Annotated in this window: 11 protein-coding genes; 4 read left to right on the top strand and 7 right to left on the bottom strand. The window is 53.9% G+C overall.

Annotated elements, in window-relative coordinates:
* Positions 1–10: 10 nt before the first annotated feature.
* From FA91_RS06650 to serC, 6 genes are all read right to left on the bottom strand, one after another.
* Complete coding sequence (locus FA91_RS06650) at positions 11–2,275, bottom strand: ComEC family protein (protein ID WP_034913806.1); 2,265 nt, start codon at positions 2,273–2,275, stop codon at positions 11–13.
* 211 nt (positions 2,276–2,486) lie between these two features.
* Positions 2,487–2,771 carry an integration host factor subunit beta gene (gene ihfB, locus FA91_RS06645; protein ID WP_013201528.1) on the bottom strand — a complete coding sequence of 95 codons (285 nt, stop codon included), beginning with the start codon at positions 2,769–2,771 and terminating at the stop codon, positions 2,487–2,489.
* 87 nt (positions 2,772–2,858) lie between these two features.
* Complete coding sequence (rpsA, locus tag FA91_RS06640; protein WP_034913802.1) at positions 2,859–4,532, bottom strand: 30S ribosomal protein S1; 1,674 nt, start codon at positions 4,530–4,532, stop codon at positions 2,859–2,861.
* 131 nt (positions 4,533–4,663) lie between these two features.
* The gene (cmk, locus tag FA91_RS06635; RefSeq protein WP_034913800.1) at positions 4,664–5,347 is read right to left on the bottom strand and encodes a (d)CMP kinase; all 684 of its coding nucleotides are present in this window, start codon (positions 5,345–5,347) and stop codon (positions 4,664–4,666) included.
* A 209-nt stretch (positions 5,348–5,556) separates the two neighbouring features.
* Entirely contained in the window at positions 5,557–6,843 is a 1,287-nt protein-coding gene (gene aroA / locus FA91_RS06630) for a 3-phosphoshikimate 1-carboxyvinyltransferase (protein WP_034919041.1), read from the bottom strand.
* Positions 6,844–6,922: 79 nt separating this feature from the next.
* Positions 6,923–8,008 carry a 3-phosphoserine/phosphohydroxythreonine transaminase gene (serC, locus tag FA91_RS06625; RefSeq protein WP_034913798.1) on the bottom strand — a complete coding sequence of 362 codons (1,086 nt, stop codon included), beginning with the start codon at positions 8,006–8,008 and terminating at the stop codon, positions 6,923–6,925.
* 195 nt (positions 8,009–8,203) lie between these two features.
* Between serC and ycaO the strand changes: the two genes are divergently transcribed.
* From ycaO to pflA, 4 genes are all read left to right on the top strand, one after another.
* A complete protein-coding gene (ycaO, locus tag FA91_RS06620; RefSeq protein ID WP_034913797.1) occupies positions 8,204–9,961 on the top strand; it encodes a 30S ribosomal protein S12 methylthiotransferase accessory factor YcaO in 1,758 nt (585 codons plus the stop codon).
* Between the two features lie 345 nt (positions 9,962–10,306).
* Positions 10,307–11,164: a formate transporter FocA gene (focA, locus tag FA91_RS06615; protein WP_034913795.1), complete on the top strand. Its 858-nt coding sequence runs from the start codon at positions 10,307–10,309 to the stop codon at positions 11,162–11,164.
* 72 nt (positions 11,165–11,236) lie between these two features.
* On the top strand, positions 11,237–13,519 hold the full coding sequence (gene pflB / locus FA91_RS06610; RefSeq protein ID WP_034913792.1) for a formate C-acetyltransferase: 2,283 nt from the start codon (positions 11,237–11,239) through the stop codon (positions 13,517–13,519).
* Between the two features lie 157 nt (positions 13,520–13,676).
* Positions 13,677–14,417 (top strand): pyruvate formate lyase 1-activating protein, encoded by a 741-nt coding sequence (pflA, locus tag FA91_RS06605; protein WP_034913790.1) that lies wholly within the window; start codon positions 13,677–13,679, stop codon positions 14,415–14,417.
* 45 nt (positions 14,418–14,462) lie between these two features.
* Here the strand turns inward: pflA and FA91_RS06600 are convergent, their stop codons facing one another.
* Positions 14,463–15,614: an MFS transporter gene (locus tag FA91_RS06600; RefSeq protein WP_034919038.1), complete on the bottom strand. Its 1,152-nt coding sequence runs from the start codon at positions 15,612–15,614 to the stop codon at positions 14,463–14,465.
* Positions 15,615–15,753 lie beyond the last annotated feature (139 nt).

The raw sequence follows: 15,753 nt of genomic DNA, 5'->3' as shown, positions 1-15,753 counted from the left end.
GCCGCTCATTCTACCTGGAATCACGGGTTACGCCAAACCACTGATGATACCAGCGGGGCATTATTTGGTCTCTTAAGCCCTTAACCTGCCAGTTATTAGTGGAAAAAGTGATGCTGATCTGGCCTTCCAGTGCCGTGTCATGCCACAGGTAATGATTCTCTTTGTAACGCTTAATGATTCGCTCAGCCGGTAGTCGCCAGGCGCTGTAGCGGGCTGCCGAAGCAATCGCGACCCGGCCAGCGACAGTACGCAGAAGAGGCGCGACAGACGAGGTGCCACTGCCGTGATGCGGCACCTGTATCACGTCAGCCGCAAGCTCTTGTCGATATTTTTTTATCATCGTCCGTTCTGCGGACGCCTCAATATCACCGGTCAGCAACACCCGCCGCTGGCCATCGCTGATCATGACCACGCAGGATTGGTTGTTGCCTGTCTGGCGTTCGCCCGCCTCCGGCCAGACAACGCGGAACTTCAGCGACTGCCAGCGCCATACAACACCGCGATGGCAGGGAAAATGTGTACTGTCATCCGTGTTGCTGTGCAGCCGGGCGAGGGGAAAGGCCGTCTGAATAGTGTTCAGCCCGCCGATGTGATCCAGATGGCCATGACTGAGGATGACGTGCCTGACGGTCAGTCCTTTCCAGTTCAGCCAGGGAAGGATATAGCTCCGCGCTGCATCGCCGCTGGCCCAGCGGTTGCCGGTATCGTAAAGCGTGGCCTCGCCGTTACGTGAAATAACCACGGCCAGCCCGTGTCCCACATCAAGCATATCTACCCGCCAGTTGGCCCGGTCGGGCTGGACTCGCCAGCACAGAGCAGCCAGACCAAACGCAAACAGCGTTACCGGCGAACTGCGCCACCCACTTAGTCGCCACGCAATAACCAGCACCCATGCCAGCATGCTCAGCGGCAGCGTGCCCTCCTCTACGTTTATCCATCCTGCTGGCAACGCGCCTAGCGGGATAAAAACCAGCGCCAGCGTTCTGTCTGCTCCCCACCAGAGTAGCTGACTGAGCGGCGTCACTGCATGAAATAACAGGGCACAAAGAATAAGCGGCACGGTGAGTAGAGAGATGCTCGGCACCGCCCATACATTTGCCAGTAGCGCACTGAAGCTGATGCCGTGAAAAGTCAGTACCTGAATGGGCATCAGCAGCAAAAACATCCCCAGTTGCAGGTGCAGCAACCGCAGCAGCAGCCAACGCTTTTTCTTCATAAAACGGCCCGGCAAAGGAAACCAGTGAAACCAGAACAGCAAACCGGCGACGGCAACCGCAGACAGCCACAGGCTGTCTGACAAAATGCTGAGCGGATCGAAAAACAGTATCAGCCCGATGCACAACAGCCACACCTGCCAGCCGTTACAGCTTTTCCCGCTCAGGCGCAGCGCGCTCCAGACGCTCAGTGCCAGCATCGCCCGCACCGACGGTGGATTACCGCCGGACAGCCAGGTATAGATCAGCGCCACGATCAGGCTGAGCGCCAGCGGAAAGCGGTAGCCTATCCGGCGCGCAGTCATCACCGACTGAAGAAGCCGCCCGAGCAGCCAGCCCACGCCCGCCGCAAGGCTGATATGCATGCCGGAAATGGCCATCAGGTGCGCGGTGCCGGTTTCACGCAGCAGTTGGTTCATTTCTCTGCTGACCTCGCCACGCTCGCCAAACGCCAGCGCAGAGATAAATGCGTGCCAGGGCAGCATCTGATAATTGTTATGACTGCTGCTGATGATCCGATCGCGCCAGCCGCATTGACTGTCTTCAGGTGTGGCCGACAGCACTCTGCCACTGAGCGGCATACCGTTTGCTATCGCGAAACGCTGCGCGTCAAAACCGCCTTCATTGAGGTGAGCATGGACGGGTCTCAGCTTCAGACGCATCTGCCAGCGCTGGCCGGTACAGATCTCGCCTGCTGTTTCGGGCCTGTTCAGTAAGGCGTAAACCGGCGGGAAAAAGCGGACGTTATCCGCACTGAGGATGCATACTTTCACCCTGTCTGTCACAGGATTGATCTGCCCGATTTGCACTCGTGCTTCAACGGGTTTGTCAGAGAGCGCGTTGATCTGCTGTACCGTGCTGCGCGCCGCGCTGACAGACCACAGGAATAGCAACATCACTACAGCCAGGTCGCCAGCCCAACGCCTGTTTATCTTCAGTAAAAACAGCGCGCACAGCATCAGCGCAGGATCGAAATGTTCCGCAGGAAGTTGCGGCAGCAAATTCAACGGCAACGCGGCAATAATCATCCATGCTGCAAGGCGAACCGGAGAGACGGGCATCGGGACACTCCTTTATTCCATAGAAAAGAGTGTGCCGGATATTTATCATTCGTGCCTTTGCTTAAGATCCTGAATGCGCAGCGCGCTGGAAGATTTTTCTGCTATTACTGAAAGACAGGGCGACTTTTGCGAGCAGGCTCCGAGATTGGCAGGAATGTTAAGGCAAAAAAAAACGACACCGAAGTGTCGTTTTATCGCGTAGCGCTATGCATCAGCCGTAAATATTCGCGCGATCGCGCAGTTCTTTACCGGGCTTGAAGTGGGGAACGTATTTACCTTCCAGTTCCACTTTGTCTCCCGTTTTCGGGTTACGTCCGGTACGTGGTGCGCGATAGTGCAAAGAGAAACTGCCGAAGCCCCGGATTTCGATGCGTTCGCCCTGGGCCAGGGTGGTTGCCATGTGCTCAAGCATCTCTTTAACCGCATCCTCAACGACTTTCGCCGGAATATGGGAATGCTGGCCGGCAAGTCTTTCAATCAGTTCTGACTTGGTCATTAAATCCTCCGGTTAATTCCTTAGGGAAAAGCTCTGACAGCAACGGCTGTTACAGGGCGGCTCAACACCGCCCTGCGGCAAGCGCAATTATTCGCCTTTAGCAGCTTTGAAGGCTTCAGCCATCGCGCTGGAGAAGTTACCGTCTTCCTGTTTGGTGTTAACAGTGTTGATGGCTTCTTTCTCGTCAGCCTGGTCTTTAGCACGAACAGACAGGCTCACTACGCGGTTTTTACGGTCAACGCCCGTAAATTTGGCTTCAACGTCGTCACCGACGTTCAGAACCAGCGTTGCATCTTCAACGCGATCCAGTGAAGCTTCAGAAGCGCGCAGGTAACCCTCAACGCCGTCTGCCAGTTCAACTGTAGCACCTTTTGCGTCCACAGCGGTCACTTTACCGTTAACAATGGCACCTTTCTTGTTCAGAGAGATGTAGTTGTTGAACGGATCTTCTGCCAGCTGCTTAACGCCCAGGGAGATGCGCTCGCGCTCTGCGTCAACTTGCAGAACCACGGCTGCGATTTCGTCGCCTTTCTTGTATTCACGAACGGCTTCTTCTCCGGTAGCGTTCCAGGAGATGTCAGACAGGTGAACCAGGCCGTCGATGCCGCCGTCCAGGCCGATGAAGATACCGAAGTCAGTGATTGACTTGATTTTACCTTCAACGCGGTCGCCCTTGTTGTGGGTTTCTGCAAACTGCTGCCACGGATTAGATTTGCACTGTTTCAGGCCCAGGGAGATACGACGACGTTCTTCGTCGATATCCAGAACCATAACTTCAACCACATCGCCCACGTTAACAACTTTAGATGGGTGAATGTTTTTGTTGGTCCAGTCCATTTCTGAAACGTGTACCAGACCTTCAACGCCTTCTTCGATTTCCACGAAGCAGCCGTAATCAGTCAGGTTAGTCACGCGACCGGTCAGGCGAGTGCCTTCAGGGTAACGCTTAGCGATAGCAACCCATGGATCTTCGCCAAGCTGTTTCAGACCCAGTGACACGCGGGTACGCTCGCGGTCGAACTTCAGGACTTTAACCGTAATTTCATCGCCAACATTCACGATTTCGCTTGGATGCTTAACGCGTTTCCAGGCCATATCGGTAATGTGCAGCAGGCCGTCAACGCCGCCCAGATCAACGAATGCACCGTAGTCAGTAAGGTTTTTAACAATACCTTTAACTTCCATGCCTTCCTGGAGGTTTTCCAGCAGCTGATCGCGCTCTGCGCTGTTTTCGGATTCGATAACCGCACGACGTGATACCACCACGTTGTTGCGTTTCTGATCCAGCTTGATCACTTTGAATTCAAGCTCTTTGCCTTCGAGGTGCAGCGTGTCGCGCACTGGACGCACGTCTACCAGAGAACCTGGCAGGAACGCACGAATGCCGTTCAGCTCAACCGTGAAGCCACCTTTGACTTTGCCGTTGATAACACCGGTAACGGTTTCAGCGTCTTCGTATGCTTTTTCCAGCGTGATCCAGGCTTCGTGACGCTTAGCTTTTTCACGGGACAGCAGGGTTTCACCGAAGCCGTCTTCAACAGCGTCCAGCGCAACGTCAACTTCATCGCCAACCTGGATTTCCAGTTCGCCGGCTGCGTTCTTGAACTGCTCTGCCGGAATAGCAGATTCAGATTTCAGGCCCGCATCAACCAGCACAACGTCTTTGTCGATAGAGACAACAACGCCACGAACGATGGAACCCGGACGGGTTTCGATGGTTTTCAGTGATTCTTCAAATAGTTGAGCAAAAGATTCAGTCATATTGATAATCTTATGGATTCTTCAATTTAACGTCCACCTGACATCCTGACGGGTGGGGTTGTTTCACATGCCCCATGACATCCTTATCACAGGGTTAAAAAAAATGCCGGGCGACTAAGGCCCGGTTGCTGCTATGCCAGAGAGAGCTTTTCTCGTGCGAAATTAAGCGATTTCTCAATAACTTGCTCAATCGTCATGCTGGTTGAATCCAGCACCAACGCATCCTCTGCTGGCCTGAGCGGCGCAACGGTGCGATTACGATCGCGGTCGTCACGCTCTTTTATCTCGGATAAAAGGCGCTCAAAGTTAACACTAAAGCCCTTCTCCTGCAACTGTAGCATACGGCGGTGCGCGCGTTCTTCCGCGCTTGCATCCAGGAAGATCTTTACCGGCGCTTCGGGGAAAACAACCGTGCCCATATCGCGTCCGTCAGCAATCAGGCCGGGGGCATCGCGAAACGCCCGTTGCCGACGAAGCAACGCCTCGCGAACGCGAGGAAACGCCGCCACTTTCGACGCCGTATTACTGACCTCCTGCGTGCGGATTTCAGCGGTAACGTCTTCCCCTTCCAGGATTACTTTCAGTTCGCCCTCTGAAGAAATGAAGCGTACATCAAGATGCGCCGCAATCGGTACCATAGCCTCTTCCGAGGTGATATCAACCTGATGGTGCAAGGCTGCCAGGGCAAGAACGCGGTAGATTGCGCCCGAATCCAGCAGATGCCAGTTCAACGCCTCCGCCATTGCTTTACAAAGCGTGCCTTTACCTGCGCCGCTTGGGCCATCAATCGTTATCACCGGGGCCATAGCCGTCATGTCGTTCTCCTGTCGCTGTGATGTCTGATATTACCTGTTCAGACAAAGATCGCGGCGCATTATACGCCTCATGGCCCCGGACCGTTACTGTTAAAGCGCGGATGCTGACAGAGCTTCAGGCGACAAACGATCGAAAAAGCAGAATATTTGTTGCCGTATGCGTCGGTTAGCCGCTATCCATGGTGGTTAGCGGTAGCGGATTTACAGAATTATCCTGGCTGACTAATTTCTGCCAGCCGCGCAAAGTAGTCAGGGAAGGTTTTGGCCGTGCAGCCGGGATCAAGTATAGTGACCGGCGCGTCCGAAAGCGCGACCAGTGAAAAACACATCGCCATACGGTGATCGTTCCAGGTGCCGATATCGGCATGTCGGATTTTTGCTGGCGGCGTAACTTTAATGAAGTCGTGCCCCTCTTCCACCTCAGCGCCCACTTTACGCAGTTCAATTGCCATGGCGGCAAGGCGATCGGTCTCTTTCACGCGCCAGTTATAAATGTTGCGCAGCACGGTTGTGCCTTTGGCAAACAGTGCCGTGGTCGCAATAGTCATGGCCGCATCGGGGATATGATTCATATCCATATCAATGGCGTTCAGCTCGCCGCGCGTACAGGCAATGTAGTCGTCGCCCCAGCTGACGGTCGCGCCCATTTTTTCCAGCACATCGGCAAAGCGAATATCGCCCTGCACGCTGTCGCGCCCAATGCCGGTAACCTTCACCGTTCCGCCTTTGATTGCTGCGGCAGCAAGAAAGTAAGACGCCGATGAAGCATCGCCTTCAACCAGATAGTCGCCAGGCGAAACGTATTGTTGATTGCCCGCGATGCGAAAGAGAGTGTAGTTATCATTTTCAACGCTCACGCCAAAGGTTTCCATCAGCTTAAGCGTGATATCAATGTAGGGCTTTGAAACCAGATCGCCTTTAATCGCAATGCGCGTGTCGTTTTTCGCCAGCGGCGCGGTCATCAACAGCGCGGTTAAAAACTGGCTCGATACGCTGCCGTCCACGCTCAGTTCACCGCCCGAAAAACCACCCTTAAGACGCAGCGGCGGATAGTTTTCCTGCTCCAGACAGGTGATGTCCGCTCCGCCCTGACGCAGCGCATCAACCAGATGACCGATAGGACGCTCCTTCATGCGCGGCTCGCCGGTCAGCACAATATCATTGCTGCCCAGACAGAGCGCCGCCGCCAGTGGGCGCATCGCCGTACCGGCATTGCCCAGAAAGAGCTCAGTCGCACCCTGCGCCTGTAACGGGCCGCCCTGGCCGGTTACTTCGCATACCGTTCTGTTTTCAGAGAGCGTGTAGTCAACGCCCAGCGTCTTAAGCGCATTGAGCATATGACGAATATCGTCGCTATCCAGCAGGTTAGTCAGGCGGGTTTTGCCGGTGGCCAGCGCCGCCAGCAGCAGTGCGCGATTCGATACGCTTTTGGAACCGGGTAAATTTATGGTGCCGTCTACCCGCGCGACAGGGTGTAAAGTCAGGGAGTCCTGCATGTGAAACGTTTTCTCCAAAGTAAATACAGAGAAACCCCGCAGCGGCAGGGTTTCATCGGGTTTGATCGTAAAGCCCTTGTCAGCCGTTGCGGCGCGCAAAGTCAGTCATGAAATCGGTCAGCGCCTGTACGCCTTCCAATGGCATCGCATTATAAATGGACGCTCGCATGCCGCCGACCACGCGATGCCCTTTCAATGCGTGCAGGCCCGCTTTCGCCGACTCCTCAAGGAATGTGTTATCAAGCGACGCATCTGCCAACAGGAACGGCACGTTCATGCGCGAACGACTGCCTTTCGCCACATCATTACGATAAAAATCGCTGTTATCGATGGTGCTGTACAGCAGATCGGCCTTGGCCTGATTACGCTTATCCAGCTCCGCTACACCGCCCTGCTCTTTCAGCCATTTAAACACCAGACCGGAGAGATACCAGGCAAACGTAGGAGGCGTGTTAAACATCGAGTCGTTGTCGCTCAGCACCTGATAATCAAGAATGGAAGGCAACGCTTTATGGGCTTTACCGAGCAGGTCCTCACGTACGACAACCAGCGTCAGACCGGCCGGGCCAATATTTTTCTGCGCGCCAGCGTAAATCACGCCATAGCGGCTGATATCAATGGGGCGTGAAAGAATCGTTGAAGAGAGATCGGCCACTACGACTTTATCGCCGAAATCCGGCTCTTCATCAATGGCGATGCCGTCAATGGTTTCATTTGGACAATAGTGGACGTAGGCCGCGTCGTCAGAGAGCGCCCAGTCGCGCATTGGCGTGATGCCGCGCAGCCCGTCGACGGTCGTTTTGACATCAATAACGTTTGGCGTGCAGTATTTCAGCGCTTCATTGATCGCGCTGTGCGCCCAGTAGCCGCCGTCAACGTAGTCAGCGCGGGTACGATCGCCGAGCAGGTTCATCGGCACCGCCGCAAACTGCGCGCGCGCGCCGCCGTGGCAAAAGAGGACTTTATAGTTCGGGGGGATTTTCAGCAGATCGCGAAAATCCTTTTCGGCATCGTTGGCTACCTGAAGAAACTCTTTACTGCGATGGCTGATTTCCATCACCGAGGTGCCTGAACCCTGCCAGTTACGCAGTTCCTGTTCTGCACGGCGCAACACTTCTGCCGGCAGCATTGCCGGGCCGGAGCTAAAATTGAAAACCTGACTCATTTCCCCTCACCACTTTCAGATCAATCGATACTTTTCTGCATTTGTTTGTATCACTGCCAACCCGGGGCTGCAATGTTTTATCCGGTCAGCCGACCAGTTTGCCCGTGCGGTAAATTCCTTTTCCGCGCATGGCGGTGACGCGAAAAAGTCCGTATCATTGCGCGTTTTCGACTCTCTTCATCACAAGTGGGCTCTATGACGCAAACGTATATACCCGGCAAAGACGCCGCGCTCGAAGATTCTATCGCGCGCTTTCAGCAAAAATTGCAGGATCTCGGTTTCAATATTGAAGAGGCGTCCTGGCTGAATCCGGTGCCTAACGTCTGGTCGGTTCATATTCGCGACCGCGACTGCCCGCTGTGCTTCACCAACGGTAAAGGCGCCAGCAAGAAAGCCGCGCTGGCCTCTGCGCTGGGCGAATATTTTGAACGGCTGTCGACCAACTACTTTTTTGCCGACTTCTGGCTGGGCAACACGGTTGCCAACGGCGATTTTGTGCATTATCCCAATGAGAAATGGTTCCCGCTGCCGGACGATGAAAGTCTGCCGGACGGCATTCTCGATGATCACCTGCGCGCATTTTACGATCCTGAAAATGAACTGAACGCCAGCGAGCTGATCGATCTACAGTCCGGCAATGCCGCGCGCGGCATCTGCGCGCTGCCCTTCACCCGCCAGTCCGATAATCAGACGGTTTACATCCCGATGAATATTATTGGCAACCTCTATGTGTCAAACGGCATGTCTGCGGGCAACACGCCAGCCGAAGCGCGCGTGCAGGCACTTTCAGAGGTGTTTGAACGCTATATTAAAAATCGCATTATTGCTGAATCCATCAGCCTGCCCGTGATTCCGCAAGCCGTGCTGGATCGCTACCCGGGCGTGGTGGAAGCGATTGCGACGCTGGAAGCTGAAGGGTTCCCTATTTTCGCTTACGACGCCTCGCTGGGCGGCAAGTATCCGGTGATCTGCGTGGTGCTGTTTAATCCGCAAAACGGCACCTGCTTTGCTTCATTTGGCGCGCACCCGGATTTTGGCGTGGCGCTGGAGCGGACGGTAACAGAACTGCTTCAGGGCCGCGGGCTGAAAGACCTCGATGTCTTTACGCCGCCCACCTTCGACGATGAGGAAGTGGCGGAACATGCCAATCTTGAAACGCACTTTATCGACTCCAGCGGCCTGATCTCCTGGGATCTGTTTAAGGACGATGCGGACTACCCGTTTGTTGACTGGCGTTTTAACGGCACCACCGCAGAAGAGTTTGCTACGCTGATGGCCATTTTCAACGCCGAAGGTAAAGAGGTTTACATTGCGGATTATCAGCATCTGGATGTGTACGCCTGCCGCATCATCGTGCCCGGCATGTCCGATATCTATCCGGCTGAAGATCTCTTGTTGGCCAATAACAATATGGGTGCAGGCCTGCGTGACGTCGTTCTTTCTTTGCCTGCCAGCAACTGGAGCAAAGAGGCCTTTCTGGCGCTAATCGACCGTCTTGATGACGAAGGCCATGACGACTTTACGCGCGTGCGTGAACTGCTCGGCCTGGCAACCGGCAAAGACAACGGCTGGTATACGCTACGCGTTGGCGAGCTGAAAGCGATGCTGGCGCTGGCGGGCGGCGATCTGGATCAGGCGCTGATCTGGACGGAGTGGACCATGGAGTTCAACAGTTCCCTCTTCACACCGGCGCGCGCAAACTACTATCGCTGCCTGCAAACGCTGCTGCTGCTGAGCCAGGAAGAAGATCGCGATCCGCTTCAGTATCATACGGCTTTCGTGCGCATGTATGGTCAGGACGCGGTAGACGCTGCTTCGGCGGCGCTGAGCGGCGAAGCCCCCTTCTATGGTCTTCAGGCGGTGGATGCGCAGTTAGCGGCCTTCCCTGCGCATCAGTCCTTACTGGCGGCCTACGAGAAACTCCAGCAGGCAAAACGTCAAAACTGGAAATAGCGTTTTTACGCAGGGCGCCGATCAAAACAGGCAACAAATATTGCCTGTTTTGCTCAGACGTTATTTTAACGTTTATTTATGAGTGAACCGAGCGCCAATAATTACAAATATTAAACATTACGTGTTATTTTTTCACTTTTCCCGCACGTGGTAAAATTTAACCTCAACTATTTATTTAAATTTTCAAATATATTTATAGTAATATTTTCAAAGACTTAATAATAAAAAACCGTGTTCTCTGGCAATAAACCCACCAGCCTCCTGATACAATATGATCCATATCAAATTCTTCTCTATACTCCTTTGTTAGTATCTGACTGTTGACTCATTCAGGGAGACGTTAGTGTGAAAGCTGGCAACCCGTTTAATCTGCTCTTACCGTCCGAAATGGCTAAAGTGGCCGAAGAAGCCGGTGTCTATAAAGCAACAAAACACCCCTTCACCACTTTTTTTCTGGCCATTACTGCTGGCGTTTTTATTTCAATTGCGTTTGTCTTTTACATTACCGCCACCACCGGTACCGCAGCGATGCCGTGGGGTATCACGAAACTCATTGGCGGCATCTGCTTCTCACTGGGCCTGATGCTGGTTGTGGTCTGCGGCGCCGATCTTTTTACTTCCACCGTACTGACCATGGTCGCTAAAGCCAGCGGCCATATCTCCTGGGGCCAGCTGATGCGCAACTGGATTAACGTCTACGTGGGGAATTTTTTCGGTGCGATGTTCTTCGTCGCCCTGATCTGGTTTGCGGGTCAACACATGGTCGATAACGGCGCCTGGGGTCTGAACGTATTACAGACCGCCGACCATAAAATGCACCATACTTTCATTGAGGCCGTCTGCCTTGGCACCCTGGCGAACCTGATGGTGTGCATGGCGGTATGGATGAGCTACTCCGGCCGCAGCCTGACCGACAAAATGTTGGCTATGGTGCTGCCGGTTGCCATGTTCGTCGCCAGCGGGTTTGAACACAGCATCGCCAACATGTTTATGATCCCAATGGCGATTATCATCAAAGATTTTGCTTCACCGGAGTTCTGGCAGGCAGCAGGCGTCACCGCCGCGCAGTTCTCACATCTCACGGTGAAAAACTTTATTATCGACAATCTGATCCCGGTGACCATCGGCAACATTATCGGCGGCGGCCTGCTGGTTGGATTAACGTACTGGGTTATCTATTTACGCGACGGCGATCATCACTGATCTCCAAATTTATGTCCGGCGCCCGCTGACTCTGGCGGGATAAAGAATTCCATTAAAGAAGGTAGGTATCAAATGAGCGAGCACAACGAAAAACAGGCAGTTGCCTGGACGGGCTTTGCAGAAGGCGAATGGCAGAAAAGCGTCAACGTGCGCGACTTCATTCAGAAAAACTACACGCCGTATGAAGGTGACGAATCTTTCCTGAGCGGCGCAACTGAAGCCACCAACGCCCTGTGGGACAAGGTGATGGAAGGCATCAAGCTGGAAAACCGTACCCATGCGCCGGTAGATTTTGATACCGACCTGGCTTCAACCATCACCTCTCACGATGCGGGCTACATCAATAAAAAACTGGAAACCATCGTTGGTTTGCAGACTGACGCGCCACTGAAACGTGCGCTGATCCCCTTCGGCGGCATCAAAATGGTTGAAGGTTCCTGTAAAGTTTACGGTCGTGAACTGGATCCGGCCCTGAAACAGGTTTTCACCGACTACCGTAAAACCCACAACCAGGGCGTGTTTGACGTTTATACCCCGGATATCCTGCGCTGCCGTAAATCCGGCGTGCTGACCGGTCTGCCTGACGCCTATGGCCGTGGCCGCATCATCGGTGACTACCGTCGCGTTGCGCTGTACGGTATCGATTATCTGATGAAAGACAAATTCGCCCAGTTCACTTCTCTGCAAAGTGATATGGAAAACGGCGTGAATCTGGAAGCCACTATTCGCCTGCGCGAAGAGATTGCTGACCAGCATCATGCACTTTCACAGATTAAAGAGATGGCTGCCAAATACGGCTGCGATATCTCCGGCCCGGCAACCACGGCTCAGGAAGCCGTTCAGTGGACCTACTTCGGCTATCTGGCTGCGGTTAAGTCACAAAACGGCGCGGCAATGTCCTTTGGTCGCGTTTCAACCTTCCTTGACGTTTACATCGAACGTGACCTCAAAGCAGGTAAGATCAACGAGCAGGAAGCACAGGAACTGATCGACCACCTGGTGATGAAACTGCGTATGGTGCGCTTCCTGCGTACGCCTGAGTATGATGAACTCTTCTCCGGCGATCCTATCTGGGCAACGGAATCACTGGCAGGTATGGGCGTTGACGGCCGTACGCTGGTCACTAAAAACAGCTTCCGCTTCCTGAATACGCTGTACACCATGGGTCCATCCCCTGAGCCAAACATGACCATTCTGTGGTCAGAGAAGCTGCCGCTTAACTTCAAAAAATACGCGGCCAAGGTTTCAATCGATACCTCATCCGTACAGTATGAAAACGATGACCTGATGCGTCCTGACTTCAACAACGATGACTACGCCATCGCCTGCTGCGTCAGCCCGATGATCGTCGGTAAGCAAATGCAGTTCTTCGGCGCGCGCGCCAACCTCGCGAAAACCATGCTTTACGCGATTAACGGCGGCGTTGATGAAAAACTGAAAATGCAGGTTGGTCCGAAAGAAGCGCCAATGATGGACGACGTGCTGGATTACGAAAAAGTAATGGCACGCATGGATCACTTCATGGACTGGCTGGCTAAGCAGTACGTGACCGCGCTGAACGTGATCCACTACATGCACGACAAGTACAGCTACGAAGCCTCGCTGATGGCGCTGCACGATCGCGACGTTTATCGCACCATGGCCTGCGGCATCGCCGGTCTGTCCGTAGCGGCTGACTCACTGTCTGCCATCAAATATGCAAAAGTATCGACCATTCGCGATGAAGACGGCCTGGCCGTTGACTTCAAAATCGAAGGTGAATACCCGCAGTTTGGTAACAATGACTCTCGCGTTGATGACATCGCCTGCGATCTGGTTGAACGCTTTATGAAGAAAATTCAGAAGCTGCAAACCTACCGCAACGCGGTACCGACTCAGTCAGTGCTGACCATTACCTCTAACGTGGTTTATGGTAAGAAAACCGGTAATACGCCAGACGGTCGTCGCGCAGGTGCACCGTTCGGTCCTGGCGCTAACCCAATGCACGGTCGCGATCAGAAAGGCGCCGTTGCGTCTCTGACCTCGGTTGCAAAACTGCCGTTTGCCTACGCGAAAGATGGTATTTCTTATACCTTCTCCATCGTGCCAAACGCGCTGGGTAAAGACGACGACGTACGTAAAACCAACCTTGCCGGCCTGATGGATGGCTACTTCCATCATGAGTCCAGTATCGAAGGCGGTCAGCATCTGAACGTTAACGTAATGAACCGTGAAATGCTGCTGGATGCGATGGAAGATCCTGAGAAGTATCCTCAGTTAACCATTCGCGTTTCCGGTTATGCAGTGCGCTTTAACTCGCTGACGAAAGAGCAGCAGCAGGACGTGATCACCCGTACCTTTACTCAGACAATGTAAACCCTTCTGAGAAAAAAAGGCTCCACGTTTGTGGAGCCTTTTCTATAGTGTGGTTTGCCAGCCGTCTGACTTTCAGGTTGCGGGCAAAACAGACTAACGCAGCTCAAAGACTGCGTGCCTGCCGAATGGCAGGCTCTACCGTGGAGAATTCATCGCAATGTCAGTTACAGGTCGTATTCACTCGTTTGAATCCTGCGGGACCGTTGACGGCCCCGGCATCCGCTTTATCACCTTTTTTCAGGGCTGCCTGATGCGCTGCCTCTACTGCCACAATCGTGACACCTGGGACACGCACGGCGGCAAAGAGATTACCGTTGAAGAGCTGATGAAGGACGTGGTTTCCTATCGCCACTTTATGAACGCCTCTGGCGGCGGCGTCACTGCGTCAGGCGGCGAAGCAATATTGCAGGCTGAATTTGTGCGTGACTGGTTTCGCGCCTGTCACGCGGAAGGCATCAATACCTGTCTGGATACCAATGGTTTTGTGCGTCGCTACGATCCGGTAATCGATGAACTGCTGGAAGTGACCGATTTGGTGATGCTGGATCTCAAGCAGATCAATGATGATATTCATCAGATTCTGGTGGGCGTATCCAATCATCGCACCCTCGATTTCGCCCGTTACCTGGCGAAGAAAAAAATCCGTACCTGGATCCGCTTCGTGGTGGTGCCGGGTTATTCCGATGATGATGATTCGGCGCATCGCCTGGGCGAGTTTACCCGTGATATGGGCAACGTGGAAAAAATTGAGCTGCTGCCCTATCACGAACTGGGCAAGCACAAGTGGATCGCAATGGGTGAAGACTACAAGCTGGACGGTATCCATCCGCCAAAGGCCGAGACGATGGACAGAATAAAAGGCATCCTTGAAGGCTATGGCCACAAAGTGATGTACTGAAATGCAAAAAGGCGCCATCGGGCGCCTTTTTTACCTTTGCCGTTATCAGGCGTGAGCCATTGGCGTCGCGTGTTTACCGGCATTACGCATCAGCATCACCAGATAGATCAAGGCAACCGCAGCAATCATCACAAAAAGTACCCGATCGGAATAGTTTTGCATCAGCATGGAGGTCATCGCAGGCCCGACCAGGCTGCCGACGGTGTAGCTGAGCAGCAGCGCCTGATTCATCGCCACCAGTTCATGATGCGCCACCGTTTCGCAGGCCCACGACATCGCCAGCGGATAGAGCGTAAACCCTGCGCAACCCAGCACGAACAGCGCGGGCGCCATCGCGGCGTTGCTCAGCATGGCGATCGCGCCAATAATCACCACAAACACCTGTACGCGCAGCACCAACAGGCGGCCGTAGCGGTCTGCAAGACGTCCGACCGGCCACTGCCCGACAATGCCAGCACTGACCAGCAGCGCCATCCAGTAACCTACCGTGGCGTCACTCATGCCCTGATGCGAAAGGTAGAGCGGCATCAGTCCGTACAGTGACCCGAGCAGAATGCCGGATATGATGCAGCCATTGATACCAAGGCGCGCGTTCCGGCGGCGCAGCATCGGCCACATACGGCCCGGCACGGCATTTTCCTCATCGCCCTGTGCGGTGATGCGGGTAAAGATCAGCGGAAGGATCGCGGCAATAACCACAGCGGTAACCCAGGGAAGCACATGCAGAAGTTCCGTTGAGACGCGGCTGACCAGCAACTGTCCGGCGACCGTACCAAGGTAATAAACGATCATGTAGGCTGCCAGCAGTTGCCCGCGATTGCGTACCGTACCGCTGCACAGTAATGCGCTTTCCACCACCACCCAAATCAGCGCACAGGCCGTTCCGGCAGCAAAACGCCATAGCGTCCATGCCCAAAAGCCCTCTTCCAGCCCCAGCGCTGCCGTGGCGAGTGCAAAAACGAAGGAAGCGAGATAATAGCTGCGATTAAAGCCAAGCCGTTTTATGGTCCAGCCAGCCAGCAGCGTGCCAGACAGGTTCCCTGAATAATATGACGAACTGACCGCGCCGACCTGCCAGGTCGGAAGCGCATCATGTGTCAGCCAGAGCGGCACCAGCGTGTTAAGCACGGCAATAGAAATTGTCATTAATAACATGCCGCAGAGCAGCAGAATGACAGGACGGGACCAGGCGGACATAATCAGTAAATAACCAAAATGGAAAGATTTTGCGCGCATAATGCCACCGGTAACCCTAAAGTCAACGGGCGAAAAACAGAAGCAGCACAATTTGCTGGCGATCGATTTAATTTTTTTATCTACAAAGGGTTACAGCGCA

The organism is Erwinia sp. 9145 (assembly GCF_000745075.1).
Lineage (GTDB): Bacteria > Pseudomonadota > Gammaproteobacteria > Enterobacterales > Enterobacteriaceae > Erwinia > Erwinia oleae.
The sequence above is the reverse complement of the archived record's forward strand: the minus strand, read 5'-3'. Positions and strand labels throughout refer to the sequence as shown.

Coding starts and splice junctions, on each gene's coding strand:
- pflB (WP_034913792.1), top strand. CDS start 11,237: ATGAGCGAGCACAACGAAAAACAGGCAGTTGCCTGGACGGGCTTTGCA.
- ycaO (WP_034913797.1), top strand. CDS start 8,204: ATGACGCAAACGTATATACCCGGCAAAGACGCCGCGCTCGAAGATTCT.
- ihfB (WP_013201528.1), bottom strand. CDS start 2,771: ATGACCAAGTCAGAACTGATTGAAAGACTTGCCGGCCAGCATTCCCAT.
- FA91_RS06600 (WP_034919038.1), bottom strand. CDS start 15,614: ATGTCCGCCTGGTCCCGTCCTGTCATTCTGCTGCTCTGCGGCATGTTA.
- rpsA (WP_034913802.1), bottom strand. CDS start 4,532: ATGACTGAATCTTTTGCTCAACTATTTGAAGAATCACTGAAAACCATC.
- FA91_RS06650 (WP_034913806.1), bottom strand. CDS start 2,275: ATGCCCGTCTCTCCGGTTCGCCTTGCAGCATGGATGATTATTGCCGCG.
- cmk (WP_034913800.1), bottom strand. CDS start 5,347: ATGACGGCTATGGCCCCGGTGATAACGATTGATGGCCCAAGCGGCGCA.
- aroA (WP_034919041.1), bottom strand. CDS start 6,843: ATGCAGGACTCCCTGACTTTACACCCTGTCGCGCGGGTAGACGGCACC.
- serC (WP_034913798.1), bottom strand. CDS start 8,008: ATGAGTCAGGTTTTCAATTTTAGCTCCGGCCCGGCAATGCTGCCGGCA.
- pflA (WP_034913790.1), top strand. CDS start 13,677: ATGTCAGTTACAGGTCGTATTCACTCGTTTGAATCCTGCGGGACCGTT.